Below are 18911 nucleotides of genomic sequence, written 5' to 3'. Positions count from 1 at the left end.
ACAAACGAAACACCCTAGATGGTTATCCATCTAGGGTGTTTTTGTGCTTGTAAATCTAAATGATTTTGTGGAGTGATGAAGGTAAGCTCACCGTCACCCAACATTCACACTGTGAATATTGGCTGAACGCTTTTGCTCAAATCCTGTGTAGTTGAGTTCAGGCTCGTAGCTTTCGCGTTCCTTTCCGATAATTATCCGCACGTCCTTATCGGACGCTTGCGTTAATTTCGGTAAAGGGTCGAGAGCTGACCACTCGCCTTCACATCCTGTTAGTTGAGTTCGCCATCGCAGAAATGGCGTGCGTTTCCCGAAACGTCCGCAGAACGTTTCACGTTCCTTCCGGCGTTCCAGTCCAACGTTCCATTTCTGAACGCGATGTCTCACATCCTTAACGCATCGTCACAAATTCCTCTGATCCTGTTGGATGGATTGCTACAGTTGCATCGAAGTCAGCTTTAGTGGCTCCCATTTTAATGGCTACTGCGAAGCCTTGAATCATTTCGTCAACGCCATATCCAATCCCGTGGAGTCCGACTACTTTTTCATCTTCACCTGCTGTAATCAGTTTGAAGCGTGCTTGTTGGCGATGACTTGTCACAGCTGAATACATTCCAGCAAACGTTGACAAGTATGTCTTCACGTTTTCCTTACCATACTCTTTCACGGCTTGTTCTTCTGAAAGTCCTACTGTTCCTATCGCTGGGTGTGAGAACACGACTGTTGGAATCGTAGTGTAGTCCATTTTCGCGTTTGTTTGTCCATTAAATAAACGTTCTGCTAATGTACGGCCTGCTTTAATTGCTACTGGTGTTAGTTCTTTTTCACCAGATACATCTCCTAAAGCGTACACCCCTTCTGCTGTCGTTTCTTGGAATTCATTCACTTTGATAAATCCACGTTCTGTTAATTCAACGCCTGCTGCTTCAAGGTTTAATCCAGCTGTATGTGGGACACGTCCAGTAGCCCAAATCACTTTTTCAGCAGTGAAAATTGTTCCATCTTCAAATTGAATTTCCACACTACCATTTTCTAATTGAACGAGTTTTTGAGGCACTTTATTAGTATGTAAAGTTGGGCCTGATTTTTCCATTTCGGCAACAAGCACTTCAATAATCGAATGATCGAAGTTACGAAGTGGACGATCGCGGCGAACAAATAGGTCTGTCTTCACGCCTAGCGCATGTAAAACACCAGCAAGTTCTACGGCAATATATCCAGCACCTAAGATAGCAACAGATTGTGGCAACTCATCCCATGCAAATACATCGTCAGACGTGCCTCCAAGTTCTTTCCCTTCTACATTTGGAATCGCAGGTTTTGCGCCTGTTGCAATCACAATATGTTTTGCACGATACTCTTCCCCATTCACTTCGATTGTGTGAGCATCAACAAAGCGTGCGTATCCTTTAATAACAGTCACGTTGTTACGTTCAAATGTTCCATTATAAGAATTACGTGAACGGTCAATATACGCTTCACGATTTTTCTTTAGTGTCTTAAAATCGAATTTTACATTTTCTGCTGTAAAACCATAGTCTGGTCCATAGGCGTGAATCGCTTCTGCAATTTGCGCTCCATACCACATAATTTTTTTAGGAACACAGCCGATATTTACACATGTTCCTCCAAGTAAGTTTCCTTCTACTACAGCCACTTTTGCACCATACATAGCGGCACGATTGGCTGTTGCAATACCACCACTACCGCCACCGATAGAAATTAAATCAAATTCTTTCATTCATTCTTCCTCCTTTTTGTCACATTCATTCTATCAGAGTACTTTTGATTTTGTCTTAAACCCTGCTCATAGAATTAGTTTAGGCACAGAAAAAAATGATTACTTCTAAGCCTTGCGGTTTTATTTTATAATCGCTGTTACGGGGCACCGGACCAAGCCTTGGTCTTGCTCCTTCGAAGCTTCAAACGGGAGTAAGACCAAAGTCAAAACAGGACTCACAGTGTGAGTCCTGTTTGCTTTGTAGTCTTACCCCCGCAAGGCTGATTAGAATTAAGCGAATCACAAGTGATGAAGCTTGATTCAATCAGCTACTGCGTCTAACTTTATAAACTGTTTTAACTAAGGAACAAGTTCCAACTCCGCGTAGTTCACATTCGATGCGATTCCCGTTACTGCGATTATAAAAATCCGCAGGCTTTTTCGTAATCATTTCTTTAGTGCTATTCATTTTTATGAGACAGAGTTTAAAAATACTCTGATAGAATTATGTGCCCAATAACGGCCTCTTCGCTCCTTACTACTGTGCTGAGATTTTAATTTTGCTTTTCAGTTTTGAAGCTTGGTGCTGTCTAGTTTGTTGACTTAGTGCGCTATCAACTAAAGTTTTTCTAGCCAGATAGCGCAAAGTGTTTGGACAGCTGGAATAACGGTTGTAATAGATCCATGGTTGTCGTATGCCTTATACCAGAGTTTTCCATTTGAATCGAAGGCGTATTGGTACACCACGACCCAGTGATTTTTATACGGGCTACCAAGTGCAGCTGTTGTTCCTACGACAACAGGCACGCCGTCTTCAAGAAGGCGTGGTACAACTTTTTCACTAAATAAATTAAAATGTGTCTTATAACCGTATTTCTTCCATTCATGATTGAGTCCACGTTGTACGTCCCAATAAAAAGTTCCACGATAGGGAAATGCGTATTCAATAGAAGCTTCCATGCCTTTTAGGAGCTCGTCCATCGATTGTGTCACGACTCCTTCGCGTTTTGACATCAGTGCTGTTAACGCTGCTGCAGCATACGTTCCACAAATTCCTGGTGTCTTTCCATTTACATAAGCTTTGAACGGTTCCATTTCACTTTCAGGAAGGCCTCTCCATTCAACGCTCTCTTCTAATGTGTGCTTTTTCTCCCACTTCATTCGCATTCTCCTTATTTCTCAAAATGATATTCTTTTACTTGTAGATTTTCGTCTAAATCAAATACAAGTGGTGTCCCTGTTGGGATTTCAAATTTCAAAATTTCGTCTTCACTAAGATTCAATAAATATTTCACTAAACTACGTAGAGAATTTCCATGCGCAACAACTAAAACATTCTTACCATCTAGTAAATCCACCGCAATCTTATCTTGCCAAATCGGAAGCACGCGTTCTAAAGTTGTTTTCAATGTTTCCCCTTGAGGAAGATCCTTCACTTGTAAATGTTTGTAGCGTGGATCTTGCGCTTGTTTAGCAGCTTCTTCTTCGCTAAGAAGCGGAGGCATCACGTCATATGAACGTCTCCAAAGCAACACTTGTTCATCGCCGTATTTTTCACGGGTTTCTTGTTTGTTTAGTCCTTGTAAGGCTCCATAATGTCGTTCATTTAATCGCCAACTCTTCGTTTCTGGTAAATAGTCTTGATTTAATTCAGACAAGACGATATGACCTGTATGGATAGCTCTTTTTAATACGGATAAATACACATGATCAAATTGAATGCCTAATGAACGTAGTACTTTTCCTGCGTGATGGGCTTCTTCTTCCCCTTTAGCAGTTAACTCCACATCGCTCCAACCAGTAAATAAATTGAGGGCATTCCATTCACTTTCTCCATGTCGAACAAATACTAATTTCATTTTTATTCCTTCTTTCTGAGAATCTATCTTTATTGTACGCCTGTTTTCTGAATCTTTCAAAGAAGGTCGCCCCAACACCTTGCAATTTGCCCTCTCTAGTCATTTAGTGGTAAAATAAGCTGATATCTATTTCATTAGATTAATTGGTATTAAATTTACCTGAAAGGACTATTATGAAACTACTAACGATTATCGGAAAAATAAAACGATTCTCGAACCAGGACTTAGCACTATACTTACTCATTATTAGTAGCTTCCTTCCGTTTTATTTATTCCTAACATTGTTTGGCTTATATATCATACTTCTTGCCTTTACCGGGAAATTAACACAAGTTCTAAAAGACCTCGTGTCACACCCATTTTTACTAACATTCATTGGATTTAGCTTTGCCGTTTCGATGGTGTCTGGAAACTATATTGGGGCTGTAATCTCAATTGGCTTTTTGATGTATGCTATATTTTTCAATTATTATCAAAGGCGATTGACACCGGACTTTTTCCATATTGTTCTGCAGACCATCTTACTACTTAGCATTTTTGCCGCTGGATTTGCATTTTTAGAACACTACGAAATCGTTCATAAATTTAACTACACATTCCTATCTCCGAAGATGCAAGTATGGCACCAAAACCGTGCCGAAGTAACCTTCTTTAACCCGAATTATTACGGAATCATTTGTTGCTTCTGTATTATGATTGCCTTCTACTTACTTAGCATCACAAAGAGTTGGTTCTGGAAGTTCATTGGTGCTGTTGCGATTGGAATTAATCTATTTGGTCTCAGCTTCACTCAAAATAGAACGGCTTTCCCAGCGATTATCTGTGGAGCCATTATTTATCTCTTTACAACGATTCGAAACTCAAAAGCATTCTGGCTCAGTATTGCTGCTTTTGGAATTGGTCTGATGTTCCTCTTCTCTAACGATATTGGAGTTCGTATGGGAACCCTTGATTCATCTATGGAAGAGCGGATTTCAATTTGGAATTCAGGGATGGTTCTCTTTAAACAAAATCCATGGTTTGGGGAAGGGCCTCTAACTTACTTGCACAGTTTTGCAAGAATCGGTGCTCGCTACCATGAACACGCACATAGTTTATATATTGATACACTTTCAAGCTACGGAATTATTGGAACATTGCTTCTTGCAATTGCTTCTTTTAAACCTGTTCGTATGATTTTAGAAATGAGTCGCGATCCGAAGAAACGTCCAATCGTTGGACTCTATGTGTCACTTATCGTTGTACTTTTCGTACATGGCATATTCGATGTGGCCATTCTTTGGGTACAAAGTGCATTCCTATTCTTATTAGTGATGACAAGTATCCCAATGTGGCTAAAACAAGAAGAAAATAAAATGTCCCATGAATAGTAAACAATAAAACTCCCAACTTTCACTTTTGTGAAGGTTGGGAGTTTTTGTTGACTTATTTTGTTAAGTTACGAATGTTTTTGAAGAGATCTTTATGGTTTTCAATCTTCGTTTCATTTCCAATTACAACCAACGCATTTTGAGCCATGATGGCTTTCATCGTTGGAGCGTATGCGCGTACCTTTTCAGGAGTTACCGCTAAGACTTCATCACGGAACTGTTGCACTTTCTCTTGTGTCAAATGCGTGAAATAACGCGTGAAGGCTACTGCACCTTTTTGAGCCGCTGAAAGTGGACGGTCAATCGTACTGAATGTACCAATCAAGTTCTTTTCAAACTCGGCCTTAGAAAGGTTGAAGTTTTCTAAGTACTCCACTTGTCCGTCATATCGTTCGAGTGTTTCAACGATGTTCGGGTCGCGGTAAGAAAGACCTGCGACGTCCCCTTTATCGGTGATAACACTCATACCGCCGTATGCCCCACCTTGAACACGAACCGTATTCCATAAATAATCAAGTCCTAGAACTGATTTTAAGAATAGGTTCATTCCGTTCACCGGCACCCCTAGAAGCGTTTGGTTATATCCTTTTGCGACATAGTTGATTTCTTGCGCGGTCTTGAATCCTTCGTTTAACACTTCCACTGGATTCGTGAAGGCTTGTTTTTCAACTTTGTGATTTCCAAGATGTTTGAAGAAGTCCTCTGACACTTGTTTGAAATGTTCAAAGTCTTCCTTACTTCCGACAAAGGTTGCCACTAATTGGTCTGTTGTTAAAATCGTTTTTAACACAGCTTTCAAGCGGTCGATAAATGCTTGAGGTTTAGCGTCAAAACCAGCAACCACATCACAAATAAAGTCGTAGTAATCGATTCCTTCAAGCGATTGTAAGTATTTCGCGCCTTCGTAGTAATAAGACTCTAAACGACGAAGCGCAGCCACGTGTGAACCATAATTGAAGTTCATCTCTAAGTCCGCTTTCACATTGAGTAAGAGCTCTTTAATCTTCTCTACATCATCTAAGTTCGAACGATGAACGATTTCTTCAATCAAACTCAAAAGCTGTGGTTGATATTCAGACAAGGCTTTCCCACTTACAGTAAATTTAGGATAGTAGATATTGTCTGCTACCGATTCAGTAATTACAGTCGCATTCGTTCCGATACCACCAGTGTAGAAGTCAATTTCTGTGCTAAGAGCTTCATCTGTGAAGGTTTCTGTTCCAACTTCTCCTAACACTTCTGTTAAGAAGGCCACAACTGGAATGTCTTCTGTCTTCACGCCGGATAAATCGAAGTAATATTTCACGTAAGAAATGCCTGCTGTGAAGTCTTCATAGTGTAAGAAGGTTGGTATGCCTTCATGTTCTTCCACAGTTAGTGGTAATGGCTTCACTTCGCGGTCAATATCTTCAATGGATAGTTTAGGTAATTTTGCCAAATCTTCTTCCTTGTCTGGAGTCGTTTGACGTTCTAATAATTTTTGAGTTTCTTCAACCAATGCTTCTAATTCTTCGTCACTTAGTGAAGCCTTATAAGCAGCTAATTGTTCTTTTAGCGCTTGGTCTTTACGCTCTAGAAGTCCTGGTTCAGGAGAAAGTGTAATCACTGCTGAGTGCGTATTTTCTAATAATGTACTTTGAATTAATTTTTCGAAGTATCCATTGGTCATTTCTCTTTGAATCTTATCTAAAATTGGTTGGTACTCAAATGTCTCGAACACATTTCCACCATATAACCAGCTCGTTAGCGCGTTTAGAGAATACAGAATCCCTTTAGGAGTAGAACCTTCTAAAGCTGTAAGCTCTTTGTATCGGAACGCCGCCTTGTTTAATGCCGCTTGAATGGCTTTTTGAGGAATTCCTTCTTCAACAAGTCGTTTTAATTCTGTTTCAATAATTGATATAAATTCTTCTTTTGCAGAAGGATTTGTATCTTTCAGAACAATTTCAAATATAGGTGAATATGTTGCCGCACCAAAACCACCAGATACATCAGAACCGAGACCTGACTTCAAAAGTGCTTTTTTAATAGGTGCTGTATTACTTCCTAAAAGAAGTTCGTCTAATACTGCTAAAGCAATCAGTGATTCAGCATCTGTACCTTTTCCAGCAGCCCAAACATAAGCAAGCAATGTTTTGTTTTCCTCAGATTCTTCTTGAGAAATCGAGAATTTTGCCTCTAATTCATGTCTTTTTTCAAACGGAGCTTGTTCAACAGGACCAAAGTCATAAGCTTTTGGTTCGAATGCATCAAAGTATTCACTTAACTGATCAAAAGCAACGTCTAAATCTAGATTCCCGTATAATGTAACACGCGCATTGCTTGGGTGATAATATTTGTCATGGAAAGCCACAAATTTCTCTTGTGTTAAAGTTGGGATGCTAGCAGGCATTCCTCCTGAAATATGTTTATACACCGTATCTGGATATAAAGTTGGTTCAATTAAACGATATAATTCTGATTCTGGTTGGGAGAAAGCCCCACGCATTTCGTTATAAACAACGCCTTTATAAATCAGTTCATCGTCTGCATTTTCTAAGTGATAATGCCATCCCTCTTGCATTAAAATTTGAGGATCATGCTTGAAGTTCGGATAGAACACAGCATCTAAATAAACAGACATTAAATTGGTAAAATCTTTTTGATTACGAGAAGATACAGGATAAACTGTTTTATCCGAATAAGTCATCGCATTTAAGAAAGTATTTAGTGATCCTTTTAATAACTCTACAAAAGGTTCTTTCGTTGGATATTTTCTTGATCCATTTAATACTGAATGCTCAATAATATGCGCAATTCCATTATCATCATATGGTGGAGTTCTAAACGCGATATTAAAAGCCTTATTATCGTCTTCGTTCTCTAAATAAAGAACTTCCGCTCCTGTTTTTTCATGTTGATATAAATACCCTACTGAACGGATATCTGGTAAGTCTCTTTTTTCTAATAATTTAAAGCCTTTAAACTCTTTTGGCATAAAATTCCTCCTTCTTCTTAAAAGGTTTTCACTTATTTTAACATTTTTGGTGCAAAAAAAGAAGATTAGAGGCTGAATTAAGTTGTTTGGTGAAGATGCTGGATTTACAATAAATGGAATCACAAATTTATAGGCGAGTGTGTCCATTTATTTACTAGAGAATTTTTATCATCTTAAAATGTAGCATATATGTTACATTTTACTTTTTTTAGACTTCTTTTCCGTTGAAAATTTACTATTCAAATATTTAATAGAATTTCATTGGACTCATATAATTTTAGTTCGGATTTAAAACGATTCCTCTTCGTTTTTGGTAAACTAAGGGAAATATTTTATTGTGGAAGAATCTTTTCCAATATTTTTTCTTTATACACTATATTCCCTTGACTAATCAGTAGATTATTATTTATATATAAATCGCTACTTTTTATACACTAAAAGTTTACTTTAGGGAATATTTCTTGTTTTTATCAGAAATATTATTTTCAATTTTTTTGAATCTATTTTGTGGTTACCGCCATGTAAATTTCCACATATAGTGTGTTTTTTAAGATTATATTATTTGTATTTCACTCTTCTCCCTATAAACACAGAAAAGGAATTAAGCAACCTCCATCGCTTAATTCCTTCATAAATGTGAGCACTCAAACTTCCTTTCCCTATATATACAAAACTCCCTCAATTCACTTATAAGTGAATTGAGGGAGTTTGCTTTTCTATTGCTTGTTTTGTTTCAATTTGTAAGTCGCATATGCTTTTAAAGAAATCGTTCCAAAAATAGCAACGGTTAATAAATTTAGAACACTTGCGATCCAACCTTGAGTAAATACAATCGTTGTAGAAGACTGATAGAATAAAACATCTAATGTTGGGGCAATCAACCCAAAGATTGCAATATTCACTGACGCTTGAACCACGTTAAAACGAATCATATCGTGTTTTGAAAACACTCCTTGTCGAAGGCTATTTCTTCGAATCGCAAATCCAAACGTAAAACCTAACGCAGCTGAACTTATAGCCCAAGAAATCCATAAATGATCTGTATTGATTAAATCAAACAATACATGGCCAGTAAACCCAACAATGGCAGCTGGAAGTGCTCCAGCAACACCCGCAAAGAGCGCAAGGTACCCATATGCCAACTGAATATATACTCCTTCAATCGGTGTTGTAATCGACGTTACGGTCATTAAAGCAGTCATAATTACAATTCCTAAAATTGTATAGACAACTGTTTTTTGTAATCCGTCTTTCACAATCCTCTCCTCCTCTTAATGCGATGTAGGTTCTTCTCCGATAATTCGAACTTCTGGTTCTAGAGAAACTCCATCTTTTTCTAAAATAACTTTTTGAATATGGCGAATTAGATCCATATAATCTGTTGCCGTAGCGTTGTCAATGTTCACGATAAATCCAGCATGTTTATTGGAGACTTGTGCCCCACCAATTTGATATCCTTGTAAGCCAGCGTCTTGAATTAATTTCCCAGTAAAATATCCTTCGGGACGTTTAAAGACACTTCCGCATGAAGGGTATTCAAGCGGTTGTTTACTTTGACGTAAATGCGTTAATTCTGCAATTTTTTCGTCAATCTCTTCTTGATTCCCTTTTTCTAATTGGAATCCCACTTCAATCACTAAATCTCCAGTATTTTGAATGAAACTATGTCTGTAACTAAACTCTAATTCTTCAGCAGAATACGTCTTTAAGTGGCCTTCTGGAGTAATCACCTCTACGTATTCTACAACTTCACTGACTTCTCCACCATAAGCGCCCGCATTCATATAAATGGCTCCACCTACACTACCTGGAATTCCACATGCAAATTCCAAACCTGTTAAGCCATTTTTAGCAGCTTCCTTAGAAACGTCAATTAAGGCTACTCCACCTTCAGCAACAATTTTTGTACCGTCTACTTTTAAATGAGACATATCATTCAACATAATTACAGCGCCGGAAATTCCACCATCTTTAATGATAACATTAGAGGCATTTCCTAAAATTGTCGTCTGAATATTTTGCTCGCGTAACCAATGGGTGACTTCGCTTGCTTCTTGCTTATCCTTTGGAAAAATAAGAATTGCAGCATTCCCACCAGTCTTAGTAAATGTATATTTTTTTAGAGGTTCATTGTAAAAAACTTTTACATTCGGAAACTCTTTTGAAAATAATGTATAGTCCATACTATTCTCCTTAATCGTAATCCTTTTAATACTACTATTCTAATGAGTTTACGTCAAATGTTAGGAAACCTTGGGGGGCTTTTGCCATAACAATTCTTTCGCAAATCAAGTGGCTTAACAAGCTACTATTTGCCGAAACTGGATTTTCTGATTTTGTCTGAACTGCAATGATAAAGCTATGAATAATCGTCTCAAATCCACGTTTGTACAAAGTAGAATCCCAACTCGAAAATCCATCCAAAACATCATCTTGACCTTGAGTAATCACCAAATCCGTTAAGTTTCGAAGGGAATAAGTTCCACTAGGACTTTGCACTTCGATTCTTTCTAAGTTAGCTCCAGAAGTTTCATTGAATTGAACCAAAGCCGTTTCATTTTCATTCTCTAGGTAGACCATACATTGTTCTAATACCCCGTCCTTTTTCTTATAGAAATAAGTACCATTCGTTGGAAGTGAGTCCATTAAGTAAAGTGCTGTATCTAAAGGATGAATAAAGACATCAAAGACTCTAGTTCTTGTATCTTGAGAAACAACAGTACAGTTCTTTTCTGCAATAATTCTCTTCTTATCTTCTACACTTTTTAAGACTTCCACTTTAGGAGCAAAACGTCTATTAAATCCAGCCATGATGAAGGTATCGTGTTTTTTTGCTAGTTGATATAACTCCAGAGTTTTTTCATAGCTAGGAGCTACTGGTTTATCGATATAAACAGGAATTCCTTTTTCTAAAAATTGTTTTGCCACCTCGAAATGAGCTTTTGTAGACACATGAATAAAGACTCCATCTAAAGGAAATTGCAATAATTCCTCAATCGTATTACAAGGAATACATCTCCCTAATAATTTAGATTCTCGATTCAACACTTCTTGATTTCGAGTACACATATACCATTTGACATTCCCAATCGAACGCATCACCGGTAAGTAAGCTTTTTGACTAATCGCTCCAACACCAACAATCCCAATATTTAACATTCTTTATCCTTCCCATTCTTGTAGTAATTGATGAACCATTTGAGCAGAACGTTTCCCTGCTTGAACAATAAAAGTATCAAAATCAACAGCAGAGGTCCCGCGCTCTGGAATATCTGAAATCGCACGAATCACAATAAATGGCACTCCAAATGCGTGACACGCTTGTGCAATTGCTGCGCCTTCCATTTCAGACGCCATCACATCTGGAAAGTGCTTTAAAATATGTGTTCTTTGCTCACGAGTATGGATAAAGCTGTCAGAAGAAACGATAAGGCCTGTATGGCTCTTTAAATCCACCTTAGCAATCGCTTGTTCAATGGACGGTAAGAAGTCCTGGTTCATGGCAAAACGCGCTGGCATGCCCGGCATTTGCCCGTATGCGTAATTAAAGGCTGTTACGTCAGCATCGCAGTACGCCAGTTCCGTTCCAATGACGATATCTCCGATTTCAAGAGATGAACCAAACCCACCTGCAGAACCTGTATTCATCACCAAGTCTACTCCGAAGCGATCGATTAAGATTCCAGTAGCCAGTGCAGACATCACTTTTCCAATTCCGGATTGGACAAGTACGATTGACTTTCCAACAAGTGTCCCTTCAATAAACTCCCAATTGGCAACGGTCGTTTTCTTCTCAATCGTCATCTCTTCTTCGAGCAGACGTTTTTCTTCTTCCATTGCCGCAATAATTCCAAATTTCATTCTTTCACCTCATCCTTATCGTTCAATCATCTTCGCCATCAAGACAATATCTTCATATCCGTCACCGATTTTCACACCGTTCTTAAGTCGTCCTTCTTCTTCAAATCCACACTTTTCATAGAGGTGACGGGCTTTTTTATTGATAGCAACAACCTCAAGTTCAACACGAGAAAGAGTTGAATATTCCCTCACCCAATCAAGCATTTCTTCCATCATGACGGTCGCAATTCCTTGGCCCCAATAGGACTTCAATACGCTAATTCCTAACTCTCCACGGTGTGAAAATTTAGTATGCAGGCTCCCAGCAATCGAACCAACGGCAATAATGGCATCCCCATCTTTTGCTAGTAACATATATTGATTTTCGTTTTCATAGAGCGATTCAATAAACAGCTCTTCTTGAGCGACAGAATATCTCAATCCTTCCGCTCCAAAAGAGAGAAAATCTGTTTCGCTTCCTACTTTTTTACTATAATCTAATAGCGCTTTGGCATCATCTTTGACTGGAAGCGCAAATGTAATTTCTTTTTCTTTACTCATCAGTGACCTCCAATTTCTTGATAAATTCTTCGTACTCTTTTCCATGTGGGATTAAGCGAATCACTCGTTCAGACTCACCGTCTCCTACACGGTCGATTTTCACCTTTAAGAACGTTGAAGGAAGTTCATCTTCAATATACTGCGCCCATTCAACGACGCACACGCCACCCGCATAGAAGTACTCTTCAAGCCCTACTTCACTGGCGCCACCACTTTCTTCAATACGATACATGTCCATATGAAATAGCGGCAGTCTCCCTTTACGATACTCGCGAATCAATGTATACGTTGGGCTTTTAATCACACGGTCGATGCCTAAGCCAACAGCTATTCCTTTGGTAAGAGTCGTCTTTCCAGCGCCTAAATCGCCTTCTAAGATCACACAACTATTGGCAAATATCTTTTCTCCTAGACGCTTGCCTAGTGCCATTGTCTCCTCTTGTGATGTTGTATGTACTTCAAACATGATGATACTCCTTCAACCTTATCTCGTTGTCTTGCATAAAAAAAAGAGCCAAGACAAACTGTCTTAGCTCATTATAGCATATTTCACTTATTTTAGAACGCGTCCTAAAAATTCTTTTGTACGGTCCACTTGAGGATTTTCAAAGATTTGTTCTGGAGTGCCTTCTTCTGCGATAACCCCTTTATCCATGAAGACAACACGGTCACTCACTTCTTTGGCAAATCCCATTTCGTGAGTAACCACAATCATTGTTAGCCCTGTGTGCGCTAAGCTTTTCATTGTTTCTAGCACTTCGTTAACCATTTCTGGGTCAAGTGCTGACGTTGGTTCGTCGAAAAGCAATACATCTGGTTGCATCGATAATGCACGCGCGATAGCCACACGTTGTTTTTGACCACCTGATAATTGACGAGGTTTTGCATTGATATACGCAGACATCCCTACTTTTTCAAGGAATTCTTTTGCGATTTTTTCTGCTTCCTCTTTTGATTTTTTCAACACTTTCATCGGTCCAACGATACAGTTTTCTAACACGTTTAAGTTGTTAAATAAGTTAAATTGTTGGAATACCATTCCTACGTGAGTACGGTATTCGTAAATGCTCTTGTCATGTTCAAGAATGTTTTGTCCGTTGTAGGAAATTTTTCCTGAAGTTGGTTTTTCAAGTAAGTTGACACAGCGTAAGAGTGTTGATTTACCAGAACCACTTGATCCGATAATTGTTACTACTTCCCCTTGTTTTACTTCAAAAGAAATATCTTTAAGAACTTCATTAGTCCCGAAAGTTTTACTTAAGTTTTGAATGGAAATTACTGCTTCGCTCATTATGCATTTCCTTTCTGTCTAGTTTTTTCTTCGACTGCTGACATTGAATTTGAGTTTAATGGATCTGAATAAATCACTTCATAGTTATCTGGACCATCTAATTTACGTTCGAAGTAACGTAAGATACGAGTCACTGTGAATGTCATGATGAAGTATAAAATTAATGTGACAAAGAATGTATCAAAGTAACGGAAGTTTTGACCCGCAACTGTTTTTGTCGCAAAGTACAATTCTGAAACTGAAATTACGTTCAATACAGAAGTATCTTTGATGTTGATGACGAACTCATTCCCTACTGCTGGAAGGATGTTACGGAGTACTTGTGGGAAAACAACATAACGCATTGTTTGCCAGTGAGTCATCCCAATAGCTTGGCTGGCTTCAAATTGTCCTTGGTCAATCGAAATAATCCCACCACGAACGATTTCTGACATATAAGCCCCTGTATTAATCGATACGATGAAAATCGCAGCGAATGTAACATCTAAGTTAATTCCAAACATTAATGCTGTTCCGTAGTAAATTACCATCGCTTGTACGATCATCGGTGTTCCACGGAAGAACTCTGTATAGCAGTTTAAAATCACAACTGCAATTTTTAAAAGGATTCGTTTAGGTCCTTTTTCTGGTAGTGGAATTGTTTTAACAAATCCGATGAACATCCCGATTAATGTCCCGATAATTGTACCAATAATTGAAATATATAGTGTAATCCAGGCACCTGTTAAGAACATTTGCCAGTTCTGTTGAATGATTTTTACAATCCAATCAATACTCATTTATTTTCCCACTTTCTATATTTTGTGTATGTATACGCCACACAATGTGGCGGTGTGTTATGTTTGTGCTTCGGCAGGAGTTTATGTGCTCCTGCGCAGAGGTTTATTGACTTTCTTTTCATCGCTCGCGATTTAAGAAAGTCTAATAAACTTTGCGGACGAAAGACTACGAAGCATAAAAATCTCGCACTGTGAGATTTTTATTAGCTTCTGTCTTTCTGCCATCCTGTAGTTGAACTCGGGCTTGTTAAACTCAAAGTTCTATAAAGTTGAGCTCGCCATCGCAGAAATGGCGTGCGTTTCCCGAAACGTCCGCACGACTCGTTCCGAGTCCCTTCCGGCGTTCCGGTCCAACGTTCCATTTCTGAACGCGATGTCTCACATCCTACTCTGCAGCTGGCTGATTTTTAATTGCGTTTTCCATAATTTGTTGACGTTCTTCGCTAGAGATTGTTTTTAATGCTTCGTTGATTTCTTTTGTTAGTGAGCTATCTTTTCTCACACCAACAGCTGTTTGTGTGTCTTCTGGTGATGTTTTGAAGCCATCTGTTAATTTAACCATTACGAAGTCGCTGTTTGCTGCTTGAGCTGAAATTGCTTCTGGTAATTCAGAAACGTAAGCGTCAATTGTTCCAGATTGTAAAGCCACACGCATTGCTGGGAAGTTATCCATAGCAGTTTGTTTGTCGACACCAGGAATTTGGTCGATTACTGAGTAGTGGAAAGTATTTAATTGAGCTGTTACTTTAGCACCAGAGAAATCCGCTAATGAAGTAGCATTTGCGTATTTAGAACCTTTTTTAACGACTAATACTAATTGTGAATCATAGTAAGAATCAGTAAAGTCGATTGTCGCTTTACGCTCTTCAGTAGGACTCATACCAGCAATGATTGCATCTATTTTACTTGAAACAAGAGCTGGTGTTAAGCCATCCCACTCCGTTTTAACAATGACTAATTCTTTTCCTAATTGTTTAGCTACACGTTTTGCGATTTCAACGTCATAACCACCAGCGTATTGGTCTGTCCCTTGAATTTTTACCGCACCGTTTGAATCGTCGTTTTGAGTCCAGTTAAATGGTGGATAACCAGCTTCCATCCCTACCACTAATTGGTTTTGATTGGCTGTTCCTTGACTAACAGGGGTTCCACACGCTGCTAATCCTACTGTCATTGCTAAAGCTGCAATTGCGCCTAAAATTTTTTTCATTTTCTTTCTCTCCTTCTCGATTATCAAACTGGTTCACTCATCACACACAAAAAAGGAACCACGAACAAAAGCCGTGATTCCCCATAAAAAAAGTCATAAGTAGTCATTCTTTTGCCCGGTAATTGATTGCACTTCATGAGTATCTGGGCAGATATCATGACAGTGACTGACCTATTATGACCAGCCCCCAACGTTTTCACGTTTCGGCGAAATCCCCTTTCCAGTTTCCTGTACTCTTGTCATCCGCACCTCAGTTCAATAACCATTTGATTTAATTGTTGAACATAAATTAACACATAATTTTTTGAAAGTCAACCCCTATATTTTCATTTTTTGAAAATTACTAACAAAATTATAATTTATATTATATTTCGAAATAAGACTCACTTAGATACCTTTACGCAGTAGCTGATTGGATAAAGCTTCATCACTCGTGATTTGCTTTATCCCAATCAGCCTTGCGAGGATAAGACTACGAAATTAAATCGACTCACACTGTGAGTCAATTTTTCCTTCTGTCTTACTCCCTCTTTCCCCTCCCTCATTCACTAACAGCTTGCCTTAGAAATGACTGTTTTTTTTGCACTAAAAATTAAATGATTACGAAGGAACTTCGAGTTTCTATAATCGCAGTGGTGGGGAATCGTATTAAATGCGAATTAAAGGGAGTAAGGAATAAATTCCTAACTCCCTTTTTGAGGCTTTAAAGGCGCAAGACCAAGGCTTGCGCCGGTACCCCACTACAGCGATTTTTACAGAAACCGAAGGTTCCGGAGTAATCATTTATTATATTTTATATTCTTCTCAGCACAAAAAAGAGTGCCTCATTTCTGAGGCACCCTATTAGATGAATTATTTATTCACATTTTCCCATTGCCAGCTCACAACTTCAGGAATATCTTCCCCATGTTCACGGATGTAGCTGTGGTGGAATTCCACAGTTTCGTCCATTTTCGCAGCAAATTCGCTAGCTTTTTCGCCATATACAGCAACTGCAGCGTCTTTAGCAACGTGGAAGCGGTCCATTTCAGATAATACACGCATATCGAATGGAGTTGTGATATCTCCGTTTTCACGGTATCCGTGGATATGAACATTATGATTGTTGCGATCGAAGAATAAATCACGAATCATACCTTCATAACCGTGGAAGCAGAATACAACTGGTTTATCAGTAGTAAATAATTTATCAAATTCTTCGTCAGATAAACCACGTGGATCCACTTTTGGAGAACGTAATTTCAAGATATCTACTACGTTAATGAAGCGAATCTTCAATTCTGGGAATTGTTTGTGCAAGATTGAAATACCTGCTAATGCTTCTAAGTTAGGTTCAGTACCTGCAGCAGCAATTACTACGTCTGGTTCTTCTCCTTCTTTCACTGTTGAAGCCCAATCAATTACTTTGTAACCTTCGCTCACTAATTCTTTAGCTTCTTCTACTGAGTAGAATTGTGGACGTGGGTGTTTTGAAGAAACGATTAAGTTAATTTTATCTTCTGAACTTAAAGCTTCAGCCATAACAGCCATTAAACTGTTTGTATCCGCTGGTAAGTATTCACGAACGAATTCAGGTTTTTTCTCAGCTAAGTGTGTTAATAAACCTGGATCTTGGTGAGTATATCCATTGTGGTCTTGTTGGAACACTGTTGATGTTGCAATCAAGTTTAATGATGGATAGTTTTTACGCCATGGAGCGTGAGTTTTAGCTTTACGTAACCATTTGAAGTGTTGAGTAATCATTGAGTCAACTACACGTAAGAATGATTCGTAAGATGCGAAGAATCCGTGACGACCTGTTAATACATAACCTTCTAAGAATCCTTCAGCTTGGTGTTCTGATAATTGTGAGTCGATAACACGACCAACTGGTGAAATCCATTCATCGTAGCTTTCGTCACGACGACCAACCCATTGACGGTTCGTTGCTTTGAAGACTTCGTTTAAACGGTTAGATTTAGTTTCGTCTGGTCCAAAGATACGGAAGTTATCTGGGTTTGCTTTAACTAAGTCAGCAGCAAATTTACCAAATTCAATCATATCTTGTTTTTGGATAGCACCTGGTTTAGATGTATCGATGGCATGTTTAGTCCAATCAGTAATTTCCATTGGTTTTACAACCCCTGCGTTAGTGATTGGGTTCATGCTCATACGACGTGGGCCTTTAGGAGAAATTGCAGCAATTTCTTCTACTAATTTACCATTTTCATCGAATAATTCTTCTGGACGGTATGATTTCAACCAGTCCACTAATGCATCGACATGTTCCATAGCTTCTCCAGATACTGGGATTGGAACTTGGTGAGCACGGAATCCACCTTCGATTGGTTCATGGTTCCATTCTTTTGGACCTGTCCAACCTTTAGGAGTACGTACTACTAATACTGGCCAATGAGGCATTGTAGCTTCTTCGGCGCTCTTAGCACGAGCTTCTTTTTGAATCGCTTGAATTTTTTCAATAGCTTCATCTAATTTAGCAGCCATTAATGGGTGAACTTTTTCAGGATCTGTTCCTTCTACGAAGATTGGATCCCATCCTAAACCATTGAAGAATTGTGTTAACTCTTCATCCGTACGACGAGCTAAAATAGTTGGGTTGTGGATTTTACCACCGTTTAAGTAAAGGATTGGTAAAACTGCACCATCGTTTACTGGGTTGATAAATGTGTTTGAGAACCAACCAGCTGCTAAAGGACCCGTTTCTGCTTCTCCGTCACCAATAACTGCTGCTGCAATTACGTTAGGATTATCTAAAACAGCACCTGTAGCATGTGATAATGAGTAACCTAATTCTCCACCTTCGTGAATTGAACCAGGAGTTTCTGGAGCCGCGTGAGACGCAATTCCTCCAGGGAATGAGAAGATTTTACATAATTGTTTGAACCCTGCTTCATCTTGAGTGATTTGTGGGTATAACTCTGTGTAAGATCCATCTAAGTAAGAGTTAGAAACCATTACTTGTCCACCGTGACCTGGTCCTTCAATGTAGAACATATCTAAATCATATTTATTAATAGCACGGTTTAAGTGCGCATAAATAAAGTTTTGTCCTGCGATTGTTCCCCAGTGTCCGATTGGATGAAGTTTAACGTCTTCTTTTTGGATTGGACGACGTAAAAGTGGGTTATCTTTTAAGTACATTTGAGCTACTGAAATGTAGTTCGCTGCACGCCACCAAGCATCCACCTTTGCTAAGTATTCTGGTGTATCAAATTGTGTCATGTATTTTCTTCCCTTCTTGTTTTTGGTTTCCTAAAAAATCAGAAAAGCCGATTCAAAAAATTATCATTTTTTAATCGACAAGTAT

At 38.7% G+C, this 18911-nt stretch carries 13 protein-coding genes, 2 pseudogenes and 1 riboswitch; of the genes and pseudogenes, 1 reads left to right on the top strand and 14 read right to left on the bottom strand.

What is annotated here, in order from left to right:
* Positions 1-388 precede the first annotated feature (388 nt).
* The 3 genes from gorA to gpmA all read right to left on the bottom strand — a co-directional run bounded on the left by gorA (position 389) and on the right by gpmA (position 3576).
* Entirely contained in the window at positions 389-1738 is a 1350-nt protein-coding gene (gene gorA, locus NQ540_RS03930; RefSeq protein ID WP_005605154.1) for a glutathione-disulfide reductase, read from the bottom strand.
* A 597-nt stretch (positions 1739-2335) separates the two neighbouring features.
* Complete coding sequence (locus NQ540_RS03925; protein WP_050755081.1) at positions 2336-2878, bottom strand: cysteine peptidase family C39 domain-containing protein; 543 nt, start codon at positions 2876-2878, stop codon at positions 2336-2338.
* Positions 2879-2889: 11 nt separating this feature from the next.
* A complete protein-coding gene (gene gpmA, locus NQ540_RS03920) occupies positions 2890-3576 on the bottom strand; it encodes a 2,3-diphosphoglycerate-dependent phosphoglycerate mutase (protein WP_039848746.1) in 687 nt (228 codons plus the stop codon).
* Positions 3577-3749: 173 nt separating this feature from the next.
* Between gpmA and NQ540_RS03915 the strand changes: the two genes are divergently transcribed.
* Positions 3750-4946 (top strand): O-antigen ligase family protein, encoded by a 1197-nt coding sequence (locus NQ540_RS03915; protein ID WP_005605150.1) that lies wholly within the window; start codon positions 3750-3752, stop codon positions 4944-4946.
* 55 nt (positions 4947-5001) lie between these two features.
* Here NQ540_RS03915 and NQ540_RS03910 read toward each other — a convergent pair whose 3' ends face one another.
* From NQ540_RS03910 to NQ540_RS03860, 11 genes and pseudogenes are all read right to left on the bottom strand, one after another.
* Positions 5002-7923, bottom strand: coding sequence for an insulinase family protein (locus NQ540_RS03910; RefSeq protein ID WP_039848745.1), 2922 nt, complete (start codon positions 7921-7923; stop codon positions 5002-5004).
* 716 nt (positions 7924-8639) lie between these two features.
* Positions 8640-9179, bottom strand: coding sequence for an ECF-type riboflavin transporter substrate-binding protein (locus tag NQ540_RS03905; protein ID WP_005605148.1), 540 nt, complete (start codon positions 9177-9179; stop codon positions 8640-8642).
* Positions 9180-9194: 15 nt separating this feature from the next.
* A complete protein-coding gene (gene murB / locus NQ540_RS03900; RefSeq protein WP_005605147.1) occupies positions 9195-10106 on the bottom strand; it encodes a UDP-N-acetylmuramate dehydrogenase in 912 nt (303 codons plus the stop codon).
* A 34-nt stretch (positions 10107-10140) separates the two neighbouring features.
* Complete coding sequence (locus NQ540_RS03895; protein WP_005605146.1) at positions 10141-11082, bottom strand: Gfo/Idh/MocA family protein; 942 nt, start codon at positions 11080-11082, stop codon at positions 10141-10143.
* Positions 11083-11085: 3 nt separating this feature from the next.
* Complete coding sequence (locus NQ540_RS03890) at positions 11086-11784, bottom strand: 5'-methylthioadenosine/adenosylhomocysteine nucleosidase (RefSeq protein WP_005605145.1); 699 nt, start codon at positions 11782-11784, stop codon at positions 11086-11088.
* A gap of 15 nt (positions 11785-11799) precedes the next feature.
* On the bottom strand, positions 11800-12324 hold the full coding sequence (locus NQ540_RS03885; RefSeq protein WP_005605144.1) for a GNAT family N-acetyltransferase: 525 nt from the start codon (positions 12322-12324) through the stop codon (positions 11800-11802).
* A complete protein-coding gene (gene tsaE / locus NQ540_RS03880) occupies positions 12317-12790 on the bottom strand; it encodes a tRNA (adenosine(37)-N6)-threonylcarbamoyltransferase complex ATPase subunit type 1 TsaE (RefSeq protein ID WP_005605143.1) in 474 nt (157 codons plus the stop codon). Before tsaE ends, NQ540_RS03885 begins: the two co-directional genes overlap by 8 nt.
* Positions 12791-12877: 87 nt before the next feature.
* A complete protein-coding gene (locus NQ540_RS03875; RefSeq protein ID WP_005605142.1) occupies positions 12878-13615 on the bottom strand; it encodes an amino acid ABC transporter ATP-binding protein in 738 nt (245 codons plus the stop codon).
* Positions 13615-14379 (bottom strand): annotated as a pseudogene (locus NQ540_RS03870) (amino acid ABC transporter permease); the annotation flags it as partial. The pseudogene NQ540_RS03870 and the gene NQ540_RS03875, both read right to left, overlap by 1 nt.
* A 406-nt stretch (positions 14380-14785) precedes the next feature.
* A pseudogene (locus NQ540_RS03865) lies at positions 14786-15568 on the bottom strand (transporter substrate-binding domain-containing protein); the annotation flags it as partial.
* 154 nt (positions 15569-15722) lie between these two features.
* Positions 15723-15866: riboswitch (Lysine riboswitch) on the bottom strand.
* Positions 15867-16456: 590 nt separating this feature from the next.
* Positions 16457-18826 (bottom strand): phosphoketolase family protein, encoded by a 2370-nt coding sequence (locus NQ540_RS03860; protein WP_005605139.1) that lies wholly within the window; start codon positions 18824-18826, stop codon positions 16457-16459.
* Positions 18827-18911: the final 85 nt, after the last annotated feature.

The organism is Granulicatella adiacens ATCC 49175 (genome assembly GCF_025150565.1).
GTDB classification, from domain to species: Bacteria; Bacillota; Bacilli; order Lactobacillales; family Aerococcaceae; genus Granulicatella; species Granulicatella adiacens.
This window is presented reverse-complemented; position numbering and strand designations above follow the sequence as displayed.